Annotated in this window: 15 protein-coding genes; all 15 read right to left on the reverse strand. The window is 33.9% G+C overall.

Translation table 11 applies throughout. From position 1 onward, the window contains the following. Positions 1-91 precede the first annotated feature (91 nt). The 15 genes from BZARG_RS10775 to BZARG_RS10845 all read right to left on the reverse strand — a co-directional run bounded on the left by BZARG_RS10775 (position 92) and on the right by BZARG_RS10845 (position 15944). Positions 92-1756: an acyl-CoA--6-aminopenicillanic acid acyl-transferase gene (locus tag BZARG_RS10775; protein WP_008638305.1), complete on the reverse strand. Its 1665-nt coding sequence runs from the start codon at positions 1754-1756 to the stop codon at positions 92-94. Next, positions 1756-3297 carry a phytoene desaturase family protein gene (locus BZARG_RS10780; protein WP_008638351.1) on the reverse strand — a complete coding sequence of 514 codons (1542 nt, stop codon included), beginning with the start codon at positions 3295-3297 and terminating at the stop codon, positions 1756-1758. The genes BZARG_RS10775 and BZARG_RS10780 overlap by 1 nt, the downstream gene beginning before the upstream one ends. 1 nt (position 3298) lies before the next feature. Beyond that, positions 3299-6982: an MMPL family transporter gene (locus BZARG_RS10785; RefSeq protein ID WP_040288546.1), complete on the reverse strand. Its 3684-nt coding sequence runs from the start codon at positions 6980-6982 to the stop codon at positions 3299-3301. Beyond that, positions 6975-8171 carry a DUF2062 domain-containing protein gene (locus BZARG_RS10790; RefSeq protein WP_040288532.1) on the reverse strand — a complete coding sequence of 399 codons (1197 nt, stop codon included), beginning with the start codon at positions 8169-8171 and terminating at the stop codon, positions 6975-6977. Before BZARG_RS10790 ends, BZARG_RS10785 begins: the two co-directional genes overlap by 8 nt. An 18-nt stretch (positions 8172-8189) precedes the next feature. After that, positions 8190-8687, reverse strand: a complete 498-nt coding sequence (locus BZARG_RS10795; protein ID WP_040288534.1) for a hypothetical protein — start codon at positions 8685-8687, stop codon at positions 8190-8192. Positions 8688-8692: 5 nt separating this feature from the next. Next, on the reverse strand, positions 8693-9058 hold the full coding sequence (locus BZARG_RS10800) for a hotdog family protein (RefSeq protein WP_008638314.1): 366 nt from the start codon (positions 9056-9058) through the stop codon (positions 8693-8695). Positions 9059-9064: 6 nt separating this feature from the next. After that, positions 9065-9670 (reverse strand): outer membrane beta-barrel protein, encoded by a 606-nt coding sequence (locus BZARG_RS10805; RefSeq protein WP_008638303.1) that lies wholly within the window; start codon positions 9668-9670, stop codon positions 9065-9067. Between the two features lie 6 nt (positions 9671-9676). Continuing rightward, on the reverse strand, positions 9677-10282 hold the full coding sequence (locus tag BZARG_RS10810) for a hypothetical protein (RefSeq protein WP_008638326.1): 606 nt from the start codon (positions 10280-10282) through the stop codon (positions 9677-9679). Beyond that, entirely contained in the window at positions 10263-10880 is a 618-nt protein-coding gene (locus BZARG_RS10815) for an outer membrane lipoprotein carrier protein LolA (RefSeq protein WP_040288547.1), read from the reverse strand. Before BZARG_RS10815 ends, BZARG_RS10810 begins: the two co-directional genes overlap by 20 nt. Next, on the reverse strand, positions 10873-11649 hold the full coding sequence (locus tag BZARG_RS10820; RefSeq protein ID WP_008638292.1) for a polysaccharide deacetylase family protein: 777 nt from the start codon (positions 11647-11649) through the stop codon (positions 10873-10875). The genes BZARG_RS10815 and BZARG_RS10820 overlap by 8 nt, the downstream gene beginning before the upstream one ends. Beyond that, on the reverse strand, positions 11643-12707 hold the full coding sequence (locus BZARG_RS10825; RefSeq protein WP_008638307.1) for a beta-ketoacyl synthase chain length factor: 1065 nt from the start codon (positions 12705-12707) through the stop codon (positions 11643-11645). The genes BZARG_RS10820 and BZARG_RS10825 overlap by 7 nt, the downstream gene beginning before the upstream one ends. Continuing rightward, positions 12707-13909: a beta-ketoacyl-[acyl-carrier-protein] synthase family protein gene (locus BZARG_RS10830; RefSeq protein WP_008638353.1), complete on the reverse strand. Its 1203-nt coding sequence runs from the start codon at positions 13907-13909 to the stop codon at positions 12707-12709. The genes BZARG_RS10825 and BZARG_RS10830 overlap by 1 nt, the downstream gene beginning before the upstream one ends. A 94-nt stretch (positions 13910-14003) precedes the next feature. Next, on the reverse strand, positions 14004-14261 hold the full coding sequence (locus tag BZARG_RS10835) for a phosphopantetheine-binding protein (protein ID WP_008638274.1): 258 nt from the start codon (positions 14259-14261) through the stop codon (positions 14004-14006). Position 14262: 1 nt separating this feature from the next. Next, positions 14263-14880, reverse strand: a complete 618-nt coding sequence (locus BZARG_RS10840; protein WP_008638304.1) for a hypothetical protein — start codon at positions 14878-14880, stop codon at positions 14263-14265. 2 nt (positions 14881-14882) lie between these two features. Then, positions 14883-15944 (reverse strand): methyltransferase, encoded by a 1062-nt coding sequence (locus BZARG_RS10845; RefSeq protein WP_008638366.1) that lies wholly within the window; start codon positions 15942-15944, stop codon positions 14883-14885.

Below are 15944 nucleotides of genomic sequence, written 5' to 3' on the forward strand. Positions count from 1 at the left end.
TTTGTTAGTGCTCAAATGTAACTAAAACAAGGTAGTTAGCCCATAATTATAGTACAAATTAATTAGTAATTATATATTAATTTCCGATAAACTAGTTCAATTTCCGTTGTGTTTTTTTTATGTATTTGGAAAGGGTTTCTTTATCTGGAACAGTTGTAATTTCTTTGCTTTGCGCTTTTTCAAATGCCTGTAAAGCCGCTTCATAGTAGCGATGTTCGTAATTGTATTTGCCTACCAAATAGTAGGCTTGCCAATAGTTGGGGTTACTTTTAATAAGTTGAATAAGAACTTGAGGTTCTACATGATTTTTGTTTGAAATAGCTTTGGAAATCTTCCTACTTAAAACCCGATATTTTTCATAATCTAAATAGGCTTGTGTAAATTGAAACGGATCGGCTTCGATAGTCAAATCTTCATTATGAAACGATTTTGCTGCAATATCTGAAGCTTCTTCCTTGAAAATTTCATTCAAATTATAAGCTACAAAAGCGCCTAATTGATACGGATTAGCGGAAACCCAAACCAATCCTTGCTCGGGCTTAAAAACGACACCATGATGTGCTAATAACTGATTTAAGGCTTTCTCGTTGCCGAATCCAATGGCTTTGTCATCCAAACCGTCTTTGTTTCTTAAAATAGAAACAGCTTTTTTAACGTTCAATTTTGGTGTTTCAGAAAGCAATTCTTCCATACGCTCATATCGGTATTGCGAATGACTTTCTGCTATTTGTTTGAGGTTGTTTTCATCCGCTGCATAGGCATCACTCTGAAAGTGATTGGAGCAAATAAGCTGACTGGAATTTTCAACTTTAAAGACTCCAAAATTGTTAGGCGAGACTTCAATAGTAATAGCGCGCTTGTCATTTGCGCTTCCAATTAAAATAGATTCGGAAACAAATACTTGGCGCTTTTTGGCAATAGCAATCGCTTCATCAATATTAGATGCGTATTGCAATATTTCTCGTGTTAAAATAGAAATTGGGGTTTTGGCAACCATAGGCACATCGGATTTTCCTGCATTTATAGTTACTGTTAATCCTTGATCATTCATTCCGGAAACTACGCCCATCATTCCTGCCCAAGTAACGGACATAAAGTTATAACCCTGCGTTGGTTTTATAAAAGCAATAATTTTATTTTCCGCAAACTCATCACCGGCATAAAAGTCGAAATTTCTTCCAATAATTAAATCACCATCTTCAGTTTTATCACCCCAAGCGGCAAACGACGAACAACCCACAAGTGCCAAATCCTGCAAGGCATGACCAATATCGTGCGCACTGTGAAAATAGAGGAGTCGTAAATAGTCTTCGGCAACATAATCATAAGTGTCGCCTGCGTATTTTGAAACGCCTAATATTTCACTTTTATATTCCTCGGGAACATGTAAATGCATTTTGCGGTTATAAAATGCCAATAGTTTTCTTAAAAGGTATTGCTTGGTTTTCGATGGTACAAATTCCTCCACTTTACTTAATAAAGCATGTTCTTGAACAGCCATTAATTCTTGGCCTAAACTGCCAACTTGTAAGCCTATTTGATAAGGATCGCCAGAAACGTATAATTCCCATTGGCCATATTTGTTTTTGGTTAATAAACCGTTATTGGTGGTAAATGTGGTATCAGAAATTTTAATACGTTCGGGAATACGCTGATTATAAATGGAAATATCAGGAGTATCATGCAACGATTTTTTAACGCCACAAGACGACAGAATCAAAGTGAAAACGAGTGTTTTCCAAAAAGAATTCGACATTAATTTTCTGGTTTTTCAGGTTGATTGGCGGCAATAATTTTTTCTAATAAATAGTCTTGCCCTAATAATTCGGAACAGGTTATAACACCACTAATAGTAACACCTAAAATACCATGCATATTTAAACTCTGACCTGTAAACAACAGGTTGTCTATTTTGGTTTTAGGCGAAATAAAGGATTGCATAGATTTGTCTACATCTTTAGCGTAACCATACATGGATCCACGATTAGTGGCAATATAATCGCGATACGACAATGGTGATGAAGTATAATAACTTTGTATACAATCGCGAATATTAGGAAACTTCTTCTCCAATTGGTCTATAATAATCTCCGCTTTTTCCTTTTTAAAAGCTTCGTAGGTTTGCCCACGTTCATTTTTCTGTGCCACCGTGTTAAATGTACCAGACCAAGGTTCCACCTCATCAAAATGCATATAGGTCATAATGGTAATATTGTCTCCATAAACGGCATGATCCTTCTTAATTCCCATAGAAAGCATGTAGCTTTCTGGCCAGCTTTCTTGAGTGTAATGTTGGGCATTCCAAACGGCATCTCGTGTTTTAAAATGGTAATAATTTTTATTAATATATTTAAAGCTATCTGGTTTTAAAACAATATATAAACTGAAAGCCGAAATGGTACTTTCTATGCCTTGGATTCTATTAGTATAGGATTTTCTGAAGTGTTCTTTTCCTACTAAATCAAGCGTAATTTTAGGCTCAATATTAGAAATAAACGTATCGCCATCAATCCGATTTTCGTTTGTGCAAACTGCGGATTTGATTTTGCCATTTTCACACTCTAAATTTTTAACTTCATGATATTTATAAACTTCACCTCCATGTTTTTTTAACTGTTTAATGAGCAGTTTTGTTATCTGACTCCCGCCATTTATACAACGATAGGCACTTTGTATATAGGAGTTAACGGAAAGTGAATGTACATAAAAAGGTGTTTTGTAGCCATCGCCAGCATAAAGAAAATTAGAGCCAGCCAAAACAGCTTGTAAGCGTTTATTAGTTGTTATCGATTCTAAAAACGACTTAACTTGCAACGTGAACACACCATCAGCATAAGGTCTGCCCGGTTTTAAACGATATAAGGGGAACTTATCACAGGTTTCTTTAATTTTTTCGCAATAGGTAGTAATTGCAGCCGCTTCTTCGGGGAAATCTTTAATTAATTCGGTTTTAAAACGGTCAAAACCTTGCGCGTATGGATAGGTTTTTTCATCATCATCAAAACTAATCACATCAAAACTATCTTCATCCATTTTTTTTAGGACTAAATCATCCATAATTCCTAAATAATTGAAATACTGGTATAGGTTTTCGCCTTTGCTTAAACTTCCGATATAATGCACACCGGTATCAAAGATGGATTTGTCTCGTGCAAAAGTTTGCAGGTTTCCACCAAACTGCTGATTCTTTTCTAAAACACAAACGCTAAAGCCTTCTTTAGCCAGAATTACAGCCGAAACCAGACCGCCTAATCCGCTGCCAACAATAACAATATCATAATGTGCTTTTGGTTTCAAATTAGCTTTTTGTTAAAACGGTTAAATTCGAATCTTGATGGGTTATTTTATAATCCCCATTTTCGAAAAATGACAAATAAGTTTCTATGGATTCGAAAAGTAACACAATACGCGATGCATTTTGAGCTTTTAATGTTTCAATGCTAGGGCTTGTTAACGTATTTGAGTTAATAATGATGGTATTATGCTGTTTTTCAAAAGCATCTTTAAAGGTTTCAGCGACTTCAATTTTATAATGATTATTGGTGATGAAACTATTTTCAACTAATTGTCTGGAGGCTAAATTGATTATAAAACTAGTAATGCTTCTACTTGGACTATCTAGCGCCAGAAGGAAATCCAATTGACCGTAGGTATTTGAAATATGTAAAATCGTTTCAGCAGTATCTAACGTATCTAATAAATATTTATAGGTGTCTTGATGTCTATTCAGATCCGTTTTTATGGTGTGGTATAAGTCCTGGCCTTTGTAACGATAATCCTCCAAAACCATAGGATGGAAATAGGCTGCACCTTCATGGGCTGTTCTGAAATTCTTAAATTCAGATTTAAAATTTTGACTGATAATTTTAGTGCGTTCGCGAGCTGAATCCCCGAAGCTTCTATTACTATAGGCGATTCGATCTAATATTTTAATCGATATTTCACCCCGTTTAATTACAAAGTTTCCTTTCGGTAAAGTTTCAGAATATCCATGAATCATTATAGGAACAATATCTAATTTAAATTGTTCAGCTAAAAAGAAAGCTCCTTTATGAAAGCGCTTCATTTTATGTGTGTAAGAACGTGTTCCTTCGGGGAAAGCCATTAACGAATAACCTTGATCTACTTTTTTCTGTAAATGTGAAACGCCTTTTTCAATGCCGCTAGAAACGGGGTAGAAACCAGCTAATTTGACTGCTCTGCCAAAAATTGGTGAGTTGTAAACCCAGTCGTTTACTAGGAAAATAATCTTCGGACTCAACATACCAATTACCAAAATATCTAGAAACGATGTGTGGTTAGCAATTATAACAGCTTGTTTTTTAAAGGTCTCATTATTAGGGTTAATAATCGTTATTTTTACAAATGGGTAGGAATCTAAAACTGATTTCATAAACTTGGACATCAATCGGTGAAACCAATGCATTTTTTTCTTCATACTAATAGGAACCAATTTTATAACAACCGTTCCAAATAGTGCTAATAATAAACCTCCAAGTCCATAGTAAGTAAAGGAAATGCAAGAAAAAATAAAGTATATAACAGGAGCTGGTCTGTTGGTTTTACTCCCAATAAAGAACTTGAAAAACAACGGTTGAAGCACAAATGAAATGCATAAAGCCGAAAGAATACCAATAATAGACACCAATGAAATACTAAAAAGCGCAGGGTGTTTAGCGAAAATTAAAACGCCAACGCCAAAAATTGTGGTAATGACTGATAAGATAATTGATGTTTTATGAGTCGGCAATACACGTTCGCCTGTTTTTAATTCATGCATTAATCCGTTGGTAATAAAAATGCTATAGTCAATACCTAATCCGAAAATAAAGGTGGAAATAATAATATTGAAAATATTAAATTCAACACCTGTTAAACCCATAATTCCAATGGTTAATAACCAGGTTAAAGCAATTGGTAAAACCGTAACAAGCGTTAAAGAAACACTGCGATAAAAAAGTAATAATAAGACTAAAACAACTAAAAACGAATAACCAACCAACCGATTAAAATCATTTTTTAAGCCACCTAAAAAGGTTTCGTTCATCTGTTTCCTGTCTATAACCAAGGTTTGTGCTTGCTCTTTAAACGTTTCAACTAAAGCCTCCGTTTGGGTGTCTTTTACCTTAACTAAAGAGGTAACGGTTGAAAAACCGTCTGTTTCACTTATATAGTCTTCAATTGAAACCGTGTTTAAAGCTTTAAAGTCCTCAAGATTTAAAGTGTGGAAATCAGTTTCTAAAAGTTTGTAAAACTGCTGAAACGTGCTCTGTTTAAAACCAAATGTGTTTCCACTAGTAATAAGCGCTTGTTTGGTTAATGAAACAGTTTCTGGTTGCCAGAAATTTTGCCAAGCATCTAAATGAGTTTGCTGCTGGTTTTCCGATTGTACCAAAGCTCCAATAGAACTAAAATTAATTATTTTATCTTCAGCTTTCAGCCTTTGTAGGTTGGAGAAAATCTTATCATTTACAAGAATAGCTTCTTGCGTATTGGAACCATAAGCCGCTAAATACACCGATTTAGAACTGATATTTGTCAACGCATCCAAACGTTTTTGAGCATCTAGGAGCTCTTGTGGTTCGTAGTTTAATTGTGAAATATCATTGTTGAAACCCGCCTTATTATAAGTGAATAAACTAACTACAAATAGAATGACCAAACCGCCGATAAGCCATTTGTTTCTATGAAATGGATATTGCGCAGCACTATCTAAAATAGTTTTCTTTTGAAGTGATTTTTCCTTATATCTGTAAACCTGTGGAATAAAAATTAATGAAAACACCGAAGCTCCTAAAACACTAATAGCGGCAAAAATCCCTAAATCCTGAAGGGCTTGCGATTTTAAAAATAGCAAACATAAAAAAGCTAGAGCAGTTGTTAAGCTACTCATTAAAATGGGTTTGGTTATTTCTTGATACAGTTCTTTTATATTGTTATTGCTCCTAATATGAGTCAAAATATGCAAGGCGTAATCTAACGTGATTCCCAATAAAACCGATCCAATTCCTAATGATATCGCTGAAATATTTGTACGAATTACAAATAACATGGCAACCGCTAATAAGGCGCCAAAAGCAGTTGGTGTAAATAAAATTAATGGAATAGAAATGTTCCTGTAAAACGCAATCAATATCAAAAGTAAAACACTCATGGCAATGCTAACGGTGATCTGGATGTCCCGTTTTATTTGCTGGGCATTGGCAACAGCAACTAATGCACCGCCAAAATACTCGCTAGTGACAGCGTCTTTAAACGACGCATTTAAGTCGTCTCTTAACTTGTAAAGTTGTTCGGCAAAAAGAGCATTTTCCGATGTTTCACTGGATTTGTGTGTAGGCGAAATAAACAACAATAGGTGCTGTTTATCTTTGCTTAATAAAAAGCCATTTTCTATAACAAAAGCATCACCAAAACTCAATTGTTGTAATTTCTTGAGGGCTACAAAAGACAAACCTAAAGGATCCCGTAAAATAGTTTCTTTGGCCACAAAACCTGAAGGTGAAATAAGCGTTTTATAATGTGCTTTGGTAATAGCTTGAATGCTATCCGAATTTAGTTTTGATTGAATATTTTGGTAATCGGTAGCATCTAAAAAAAGCGGTAAATTATTATAAACAAAGTCTAATGTATTTAAAACCGTTTCATCTGGAATTTGACCTTGAATTTTGGTGTAATAGGGTTCCGAGTGTTTTTCTAAACTGTCAATATACTGGGTTGCGTATTGGGTTAAATCATCAACTGACGCGCCAGATTCTCGAGTAATATTTACGATAATCTTATCCGCGAAATTAACGGTTTTCATTACTTTTTGCGCATCTTTATTTTCGCTACTCGTAGGGATAAGTTTGGTAATATCTTCTTCAAAATTAATATTTGATGCCAAGAAAACGAGTCCCAATACCAAAACAAGCAAGCCTAGAAATCCGATTAATTTCCTAGAAGCAATCCAAAGATATATATGATAAAAAAAATCAGTCATGTTGTAATACGCCTTTCTTTTTTTTAATAATGCTGAAGAAAAAATAGGCAACCACACCAAATAGTATGGCGCCAAGTATTGCCAAGGCAAAACTTCCCACAATATACGTTTTAAGATGTTTAAAGACCTCGAAATTGTCCATCAAATCGGTTACGGAATAAGAAATGGGCTCTTGAAAAATAATCTGACCTAATTCCAAACTCGCATAAATTATAAACGGAATAAAGGGCGGTAAACTAACATTTGAAAAGGCAAAAGTGATGGTTTTATTTAGTTTTAAAAAGATGGACAAGGCAATGGCTAAAACCGTATGAAGTCCCCAGAGAGGTGAAAACCCAATGAACACACCCAAGGCAACAGATAGCGCTTTCTTCTTTGGCGAATCGCTACTGCCTAAAAAGTCCTCGATAAAAAATCGTTTAAAGCCTTTTTTTTTAATATTTCGGAATAGTTGTCTCGGCTTATAATAGATCAGGGTTAAAAAAACCAACCAAAAATTTAAAATGCTGATACGCGTAAAATCTTGAAATGGTCGGAAGTGCGATACACGTTCGGTTTCATCATAAAGCACTTGAATCGGGATGTTTTTTACGTCCACATCTTTCCATGCAGATTTTACAATCACTTCAATTTCGAATTCGAATTTGGTGGTGTAAAACTTCAGGTTTTTAAGAACATTTAATGGGTATAATCGAAAACCAGATTGCGTATCGGTGAGTTTTATGCCCGTTTCAAACCAAAACCAAAAGTTTGAAAATTTATTCCCAAAACTACTTTTCCCAGGAACACCTTCCTGTTTCATATTTCGAGCGCCAATAATTAATAACTCTTTTGTAGGATGGACCTCTAAATCATTTATAAAACTTGGAATATCATTCGGGAAATGTTGGCCATCAGAATCAATAGTTAAGGCAAATTCATACCCTAATGAAATGGCATGTTCAAAACCTCTGCGTAAGGCAAAACCTTTTCCTTTATTTTCAGGGAAATGTATTTGCTGAATTTCAGGATAATTTTCAAGAATTTGTGCGGTTGTGTCGCTAGATCCGTCATTAATAATAATAATGTTATTGGTAAAGCCCAAAACACCGTCAACCACACGTTTTAACGTATGTTGATTATTATACGTGGGTATAATAACACAAACGTTTAAGTCATTGATTTTTTGTGTGATAGGTTGGTTTAGCAATTATAAGGCCTTTTGGTATTAGCGACCGGAAAATACTGATTTTTCTTCAGAAGTAAAGCTATCAGAATGTAAAATATAATCTTTAATATGGTTTTTAAGCTGGGTCGATTTAATGTACGGAAGTTGCGTTAATATAAAAGCTTTATCGCGATCAATATCAGCTTTATATTTTAAAAGTTTAGGCGTATTTTCTTGAATGCCTAGTCTTATAAAACGTGATTCAATATTATTAGGTTCCGTTTCAATAGCGAATTCAATATAACTAACACCTTCAATAAAACCGGTTTTCTTATCTTTTAATGTTTTGGCGTTTCTGGCTTTTAAAGCTATGGCAGCACCTTTGTAAGCTACTAATTCCATATCTTCAGTTCTAGTTACCGATTGCATAGAATTAAAAAAATCATCAACTTTTTCGGGGTTTTGTGCCGCTTCTTTATAGGCTATACGCACTTGATCCAAATCTAGTGATTGCAGATTAGAAAATAGGATTAAGATACTTATTAGCAGGTATTTCATGGTGTTTAAATTACTTTGTAATTTATAGACAATTTTAATGCCACAATATCCGTAAACTTTGTGATATTTTTAACACGGAATCCTGTTTCTGTTTCTGAAATGTCCAGTGATAACTCTAGATCTGGTGTTTTTTCAGGGTTAATTATGGCCATAAACTTCACGTTACTAGCTGATGCCATAAAGAGTTTTTTTGAAAGTATTTGTTCCGAAAGCTCTTTAATAATCTGCATCATGCAAACACCTGGCGTTACTGGATTTCCTGGAAAATGACCTTTAAAAACGGCATGATCTTTATTGATTTTGATATTGGCAACCGCTTTTCCATCGTCGTGTTCTAAGGTCTTTATGGTGTAAAAGTCTTTAATTAACATGGCTAATTATTTTTTTGTCAAGTTAAATTGATAATTGATACCCAATTGGAAAACAGTATTAAATTGATTTTGGGTTTCATATAATTCAGATTCGAAACTATTAAATGTCCCAGAATATACATCAATAAACCCACGTTTATATCGCGCTTCGAAAGATAGCCCATTTTTTAGCTCTAGCCCAAAACCAAAAGAAAAATTAAGGTCTACAAAAGTAGCATCATTTCCATGGTTATCACCTCTGTTTGCAAAACCAATTAGTGTATCGTCGATATCAAAATCAATTCCAGGTGTTACCGATAAATAGAAGCCAAGATCTGGCGCTACAAAAAACTTATTGCTAACGGCAAGCGTAATATATTCGATATAAATCGTATTATTTCCCCTTGTTTTACCGCCTTGATTGGAATATCCTAATTCTGGCTGTAAGGCGTACAATTCAGAAAAACGAACCTGATAAATAAGACCTAAGTACAAATTGGTTTTAACATCCATATCAGCATTTGTTAAATTTGAAATATTTGCGCCCGCACGTAAACCGATGCCTTTTTTGTTTTGAGAAAAGGTTAAATTCATCACTAGTAAAAACAGTAAAGTGACTAGTAGATTTTTCATGAGAGTTTAATATATTGATTTAAGTGTAATTTCTAACTTAATGTTGCTGTGAATAATACTAATGTTGTGCGCAATATTATTACTAATATCTGAAAATAAAAACTGAACTTTTTCTTTTAGGCTACCAGTTCTAACAATTTTATTTAACTGTTTAGAAACGTAATAATAGTGTTTTTTATTAAGAATACTGGTCTGAAAGACTTGGTTATTCTCAATTGTAAAGCTTTTGTTTACCAATGAATTTTCCTGAACCAAAGCTGTAAAATCTCGTTTCAGGATATTAATGAGTAATTTTTTATCCAGTTGCTCTAAAATATAATTGACCTTAAAATCGGTTTTTGTAATAGAGAAGTCGAATAGCTTTTTGCCCATTTCCGAAGTGAAAACTACACGATGATTTCCTTGGTCAATCTTTTTAACGATTAATAAGCCCCCAAAATGATTATCATAAACATCAATTGCTGCTTTATAAACGTAATCTTGATTTACATCTGAGAAATAAGAATTAGTAATGGTGTTAAGTGTTGTGTTTTGAAGAATTAGTTCTTGTTTTTTGGGGTAAGAAGCACAATTAACAATAAGGAAAAAACAACTAATGATTAAATAACGCATCGGAAACCGGGTTGTTTAAGACTTTATTATTAAAAATAATTTTAGTATAATCGCCAGAGGGCTCAATCATTTTTACAATTTCAACATCACCCTCAGCATTAAAGGTTAAATGAAAAGCCGTAATAAATGCTGCTGACTTTTTATCTTTAGGCTTAAAATAAACCAAGCTGTTTTCACCCGATTTGTAATATTCTATATTGAATTCTTCCGCATCAAACATGTCACCTTTAACACTGTTTATAATAAGACTATTTAGCTGCTTAAAAAGTTTACTTGCACTCATATCAATGTTGCTTTTCTTGCCTTCATCATTAATATAAAGTTGGTCATCTTTAAAGATAACCGAATAAGTAAAAGGTTCTGTATATGACCATTTTATCAAGTCTGGGGCTTTAAAATATAAGTTGCCTTTGGTTATAATATCATTCGATAAAAAATCCATGTGTTTGTATTGCGTGAATTGGCTAGTAATAGTTTTTGTGGTTTTAGCTTGTTGCTTTACCAAATTTTTTAAAGTCAGTGCTTCTGCAGAATTCATGGGCTTTTGTGCCTGAATAGTTGATATAAAGATGAAACAAAATATAAAAATATTACGCATATGCTTTAATTTTAAATAAGGTGTCAATCGCAACGGATTGAAATTTATTATCATGTAAAAATAGCAATAACTGTTCCAAAACCCTAACTGATTTATCACTAGTGTCGTGCAGTAAAATTATATCGCCTGAATTTATATTTTTGGTTACACGTTTCAAGATACTTAAATCAGATAAATTAGTGGTGTCTAACGAACGCTTGTTCCAACCAATAGTGGTTAGATTGAGATTATTAACCGCCTGGCGAATCCTTGGATTAGTAACCCCGAAAGCCGGACGAAATAGTTTAGGTTGTAACCCGCTAAACTGTTTTATAATAGTATTGGTTTTTAATAATTCAGCTTGTACCTTTTCCGTTTTAAAAAATCCAAAAGTGTTGGCGTGGGAGTAGGTGTGGTTACCAATGGTATGTCCTTCAGCCAGAATTTGCTTAAATAATTTGGGATGTGCTTCAATGTGTTTCCCTATACAGAAAAATGTTGCTTTGGCTTTATATTGCTTAAGTAACGCTAAAACTTGTGGCGTAAATTCTGGATTTGGGCCATCATCAAAAGTAATGGCTATATTATTTATGTTTGCGTTTTTATTCGCATTTAAAATTTTAATATGATAATGCCAACTTACTAGCCCAGAGCCGAATGCTGTTAGCGTAAACCAACTGAAAAACAATAGAACAAACCACCAAATGCTAATAGGATTTATTAGAAAAGCGATTAATAAACCTAAAAAGATAACAATTGATATTAGATTTACCGATTTAAAATTTAACATTGGCGAAGTAATGTGAAACTATGATTTTCTCCACGATACTGGTTATATAAAAGTATGGTTTTATACTGAGAAGGTATTATAGCATTCAACTGAAAGGTTTCAGGCACCGTTTTTGTCTTTAAAATATTGGCGGCTAATAACAAGCCAAATGAGGAAGCGGTATAACATTCACCAATCCAAGGTTTATAAACCATTTGTTGGGTATTTTTAAAGTCGCCTGAAGTTAATGTATTATAATATATATCGAATTCCTCATCCCCGTTATTGCCTAAAATGAGTGTATCTATTTCAGATACATTGAGGTTGTGTTCTTTTAAAAATTCACGTGCTTTATCTGTAATTGAATCTACTTCTAAAGTATTATAAATTTCTAATCCGTCTACCACGGCCAAAGTAGAATCTTGTTTTTCATTCGAAACGACGAAAAAATTGGCTCCCTCACCAAAAATCGCACCTTTGGTATTTGTCTCTAATAATTCAGCACTTTCTACCGGTTCTTTTTTAATGTGGTTTATAGTTTTGTTGAGTAATACGGTATGTTTAGCCAATTCATCAACACCTCCAATTAAGATGTTTTTAGCTTCGTTTAATTCCAATTGTAGTTTAGCATCTAATAGTGCAGATTCAAATGAATTACTCCCATGAACATATGTGAAATTATAACCTTTACATTGAATTTCCAACGCAATTTGTCCACCAACCGTGTTGTGTGTGGATTGTATAAATGGTGTTGGTGTTAAATATTGTTCGTCATTATCAATAATGGCACTTAAAAACTTTTCAGAATCATGTAAACAGCCCATTCCTGTTCCTGTTATAATGGCATCTACGTTATTTAAATTAGCTTTTTGTAAGGCTAATTTAGAAGCAACAATTCCCATTTTAACACCTTTTGCCATACGTCGGGCAGCAGCTGGAGGAATAAAATCTTTATAAATTGGATTTATCGCCGGAATGGTTGTGTCATTATAAGAAATGATATCCTTTAGAAAACTTGAATCATATTCTGTGTTTTGAGCAGAAACGGAACCAAAACTATTTATATAAACCTTTTCCATTACTCTTTTTTTGAAAATATAACAGTTGAACAATTTCCGCCAAATCCAAATGAATTAGACATGACCGTTTTAAGGGCTTTTTCTTTTAATTTTAATTGGGGTGTTATTGAAAATTCCTGCATTTGTGTTTTAAAGTTCAAATTCGGGAAAATAACATTATTTTGAAGCGCCAAAATAGCATAAACTGCTTCTATACCACCAGCAGCAGCCAATGTGTGTCCGGTATAAGCTTTGGTGGAGCTAAATTCTGGAGCTTTCTCGCCAAAAACACGAATAATGGCACGGCCTTCCGATAAATCGTTATTGCCGGTTGCGGTTCCGTGAGCATTTATATAATCTATATCCTCTGGTTTATAATTGGCTATTTCAAGCGCTTTTTCCATAGCTAAAGTGGCGCCGTCACCATTTTCAGATGAAGCAGTCTGATGAAACGCATCGTTAGCATTTCCGTAGCCTTTTACATAAGCTAAAACGGTTTTGTTTTCTGCTTTTACAACGTGATCTGATTCTAAAACCAAATAAGCGGCAGCTTCACCTAAATTTAACCCTTTACGATTGTCATCAAAAGGTGCATTGTAGGTATCTGATAAAATCATTAGCGTTTTAAAACCGTTGATGGTAAATTTGGACATACAATCCGTGCCGCCAACAACCACACGATCCAGTTTTCCAGCTTTAATTAAGCGTGCGCCGAGCATAATAGCATTGGCAGCGGATGAACAAGCTGTACTAATTGTTGTTACCAAGCTTTCTTCAATACCCAATTGTTGGGCTATTTTTTGTGTTGAGTCGCCAGCATTATGACCAGCAATATATTTTTGTACGTTTTCGTCTTCTAAATATTGGTAATAATACTTTTCGGTCATATCCATACCACCAACGCTGGTTGCAGAAATTAACCCTGTTTTATAGGCTGAAATATCTGTTATTCCCGCATGTTTAACGGCTTCTTTTGCTGCTATTGCACCAAGAAACGCTGTTCGCGAGTAATTGTTTTCTGGAGTTAAATTTAAAAGTGATTCTAATTCTTGATTGGTATAAGCAATTTCACCAACCATAATATCATTTTCATGAATGGTATCAATTTTAGAAACACGGGAAATCCCTATTCTTTCGTTAATAAGTGCGTGATAATTTTCTGCAACATTGTTTCCAATGGCGGAAATTATTCCCATTCCAGTAATTGCAATACCTTTACTCATACTTACTCTTTGTGCCTGCTAAATGAATGATCGGTAAATTAATAATTTTACGGATACCCTCTAGCTATGAGGTTCCTGCTTACGTAGGAATTTATTATTTAGATCTGTGTTCTGTAATGTATGTAGCCATGGTTTTAACCGACTCAAAAATGTGTTTACCTTCTTTTGGGTCGGTTAATTTAATACCATAGTTTTTATCTAGCATGACAATCAGCTCTAAAGCATCAATAGAATCCAATCCTAAACCATCGCCGAAAAGCATATCATCATCGCCAATATCTGTAATAGTCATATCTTCAAGATTTAATTGTTCAATAATATTTTCTTTTAATTCTTGTTTTAGTGCTTCCATATTATGTGTTATATAATGTTTTTATATGTTTTTTATTGTGTTTTATTTTTCCGTTTTTAGATACTAAATATAGAAATGCTTCGTAATGGTTTTCATCAAAATCAACCCAACCACAAAGTACTTGTTCTGCTTTATTTAAATCCAATAAACTATTGGTGTAAGTAGCTAAAAGGTCAGCATTTAAGCCGTCAAATATAAAAAAACTATTTTCGGAAAACAGCTTATATTTAATACTTATCTCCCCAAGGCAAATGTTTGGTAATGTATATACAAAAACCGCTGGGCTCGGGAAATAATTACTTTTATCTTGAATAGCTTCCTGATGTAAACGGTCAGTATCTAAACTGGACGCTCTGTTAGAAAATACCAAAGCAATATTATTCTCTATTTCGGTATTTAAGGCTTCATTTTTAAGCAGAATATCAGCGGCTAAAAATGCCAGTTTACTCAAGTTATCCATTTTAAAAAATTTGGGATACTTGGTTTGTTCTGCTTTATATACGCTTTTAATAAAGTCCGTAAACCCTTCAGAATCATCATGAAATACAACATTCCCATTTAAAGAAACCGTTTGTTTCTTAATTTGGCAATAGGACGTTATGTAGTAATTGGGCTTCATAATTACTTTTTCTTACAAGCAAAAATAGTATGATATTCGCCAATAGCGCGGTCTTCTATTAATTCTAATCCGGCTTGATCTATCAATTTTATTAAAACGGTTGAAGGATACATTTTACTATTTCCATTGGCCATTACCGTAAAATAAAGGGATGTTGCTTCCAATATAAATTTGGCATTATCAAAACGCTGTCTATCGGTAAACGTTTCCATAATAAGTACTTCGCCATTATCATTGACTGCTGCTGCACAGGCTTTCAAAATAACCAAAATTTCTTCTTCAGAAAAGCAATCTAAAAATTGACTCATCCAAATGGCATCTGCACCAACTGGTAATTGCGGATTTTCCGACAACCAATCTATTTTATGATGAGTTACACGATCTTTAAACCCTGCAAGTTCTATGTTTTTCAATGCGATTTGTAATTGCCCTGGTAAATCAACCATTTTTATAGAAACAGAGTCGCTGTATTTGTTTCCGGCAATGGTGAACTTCCCAGTATTGGCACCCACATCATAAATGGATTTTGGGTTATTTCTGAAAACAAATTCTAAAGCTTCTTGAAATACTTCATCAGAATAATGATGATCAAATTCAAACCACGCTTTTTGTACTTTTGGCTGTAAAACCGAAAGACCTTGATAAATAGTTTCCCAATCTCCAAGCTCTTTTAATCCAGCAGGTTTTCCAGTTTCAATGGCTTCTGTTAAATGAAATAAGCCTTTGTAACAAACCTCTTGAGTGAAATTAATGTTGACATCAACTGTTCTATCAAAAGCTAAAAAATAACCTGTTGTAGTCAGTTCAAAACATTTATTTTTGTCTTTGTCAACGATGTTATAGCTTTCAGCAATTTCTAATAAAACGCCAACGCCATAAGTGCTTATTTCTAATTCTTTTGAAATACCTTCTAATGAAATACCGCCTTTTTTGCGATGTTGAAAAATTAAGTCAAAAATGCCTAATTTTCTTAATGCAACTACCGCTTGAAAAACAAAAGGAGCAAAGGCAATTTTTTCGGCTTCTTGAACAGCATCAATAGCCCTAATAGATTTTTTTGACAT

The sequence above is a fragment of the Bizionia argentinensis JUB59 genome (assembly GCF_000224335.1).
Taxonomy (GTDB): domain Bacteria; phylum Bacteroidota; class Bacteroidia; order Flavobacteriales; family Flavobacteriaceae; genus Algorimicrobium; species Algorimicrobium argentinense.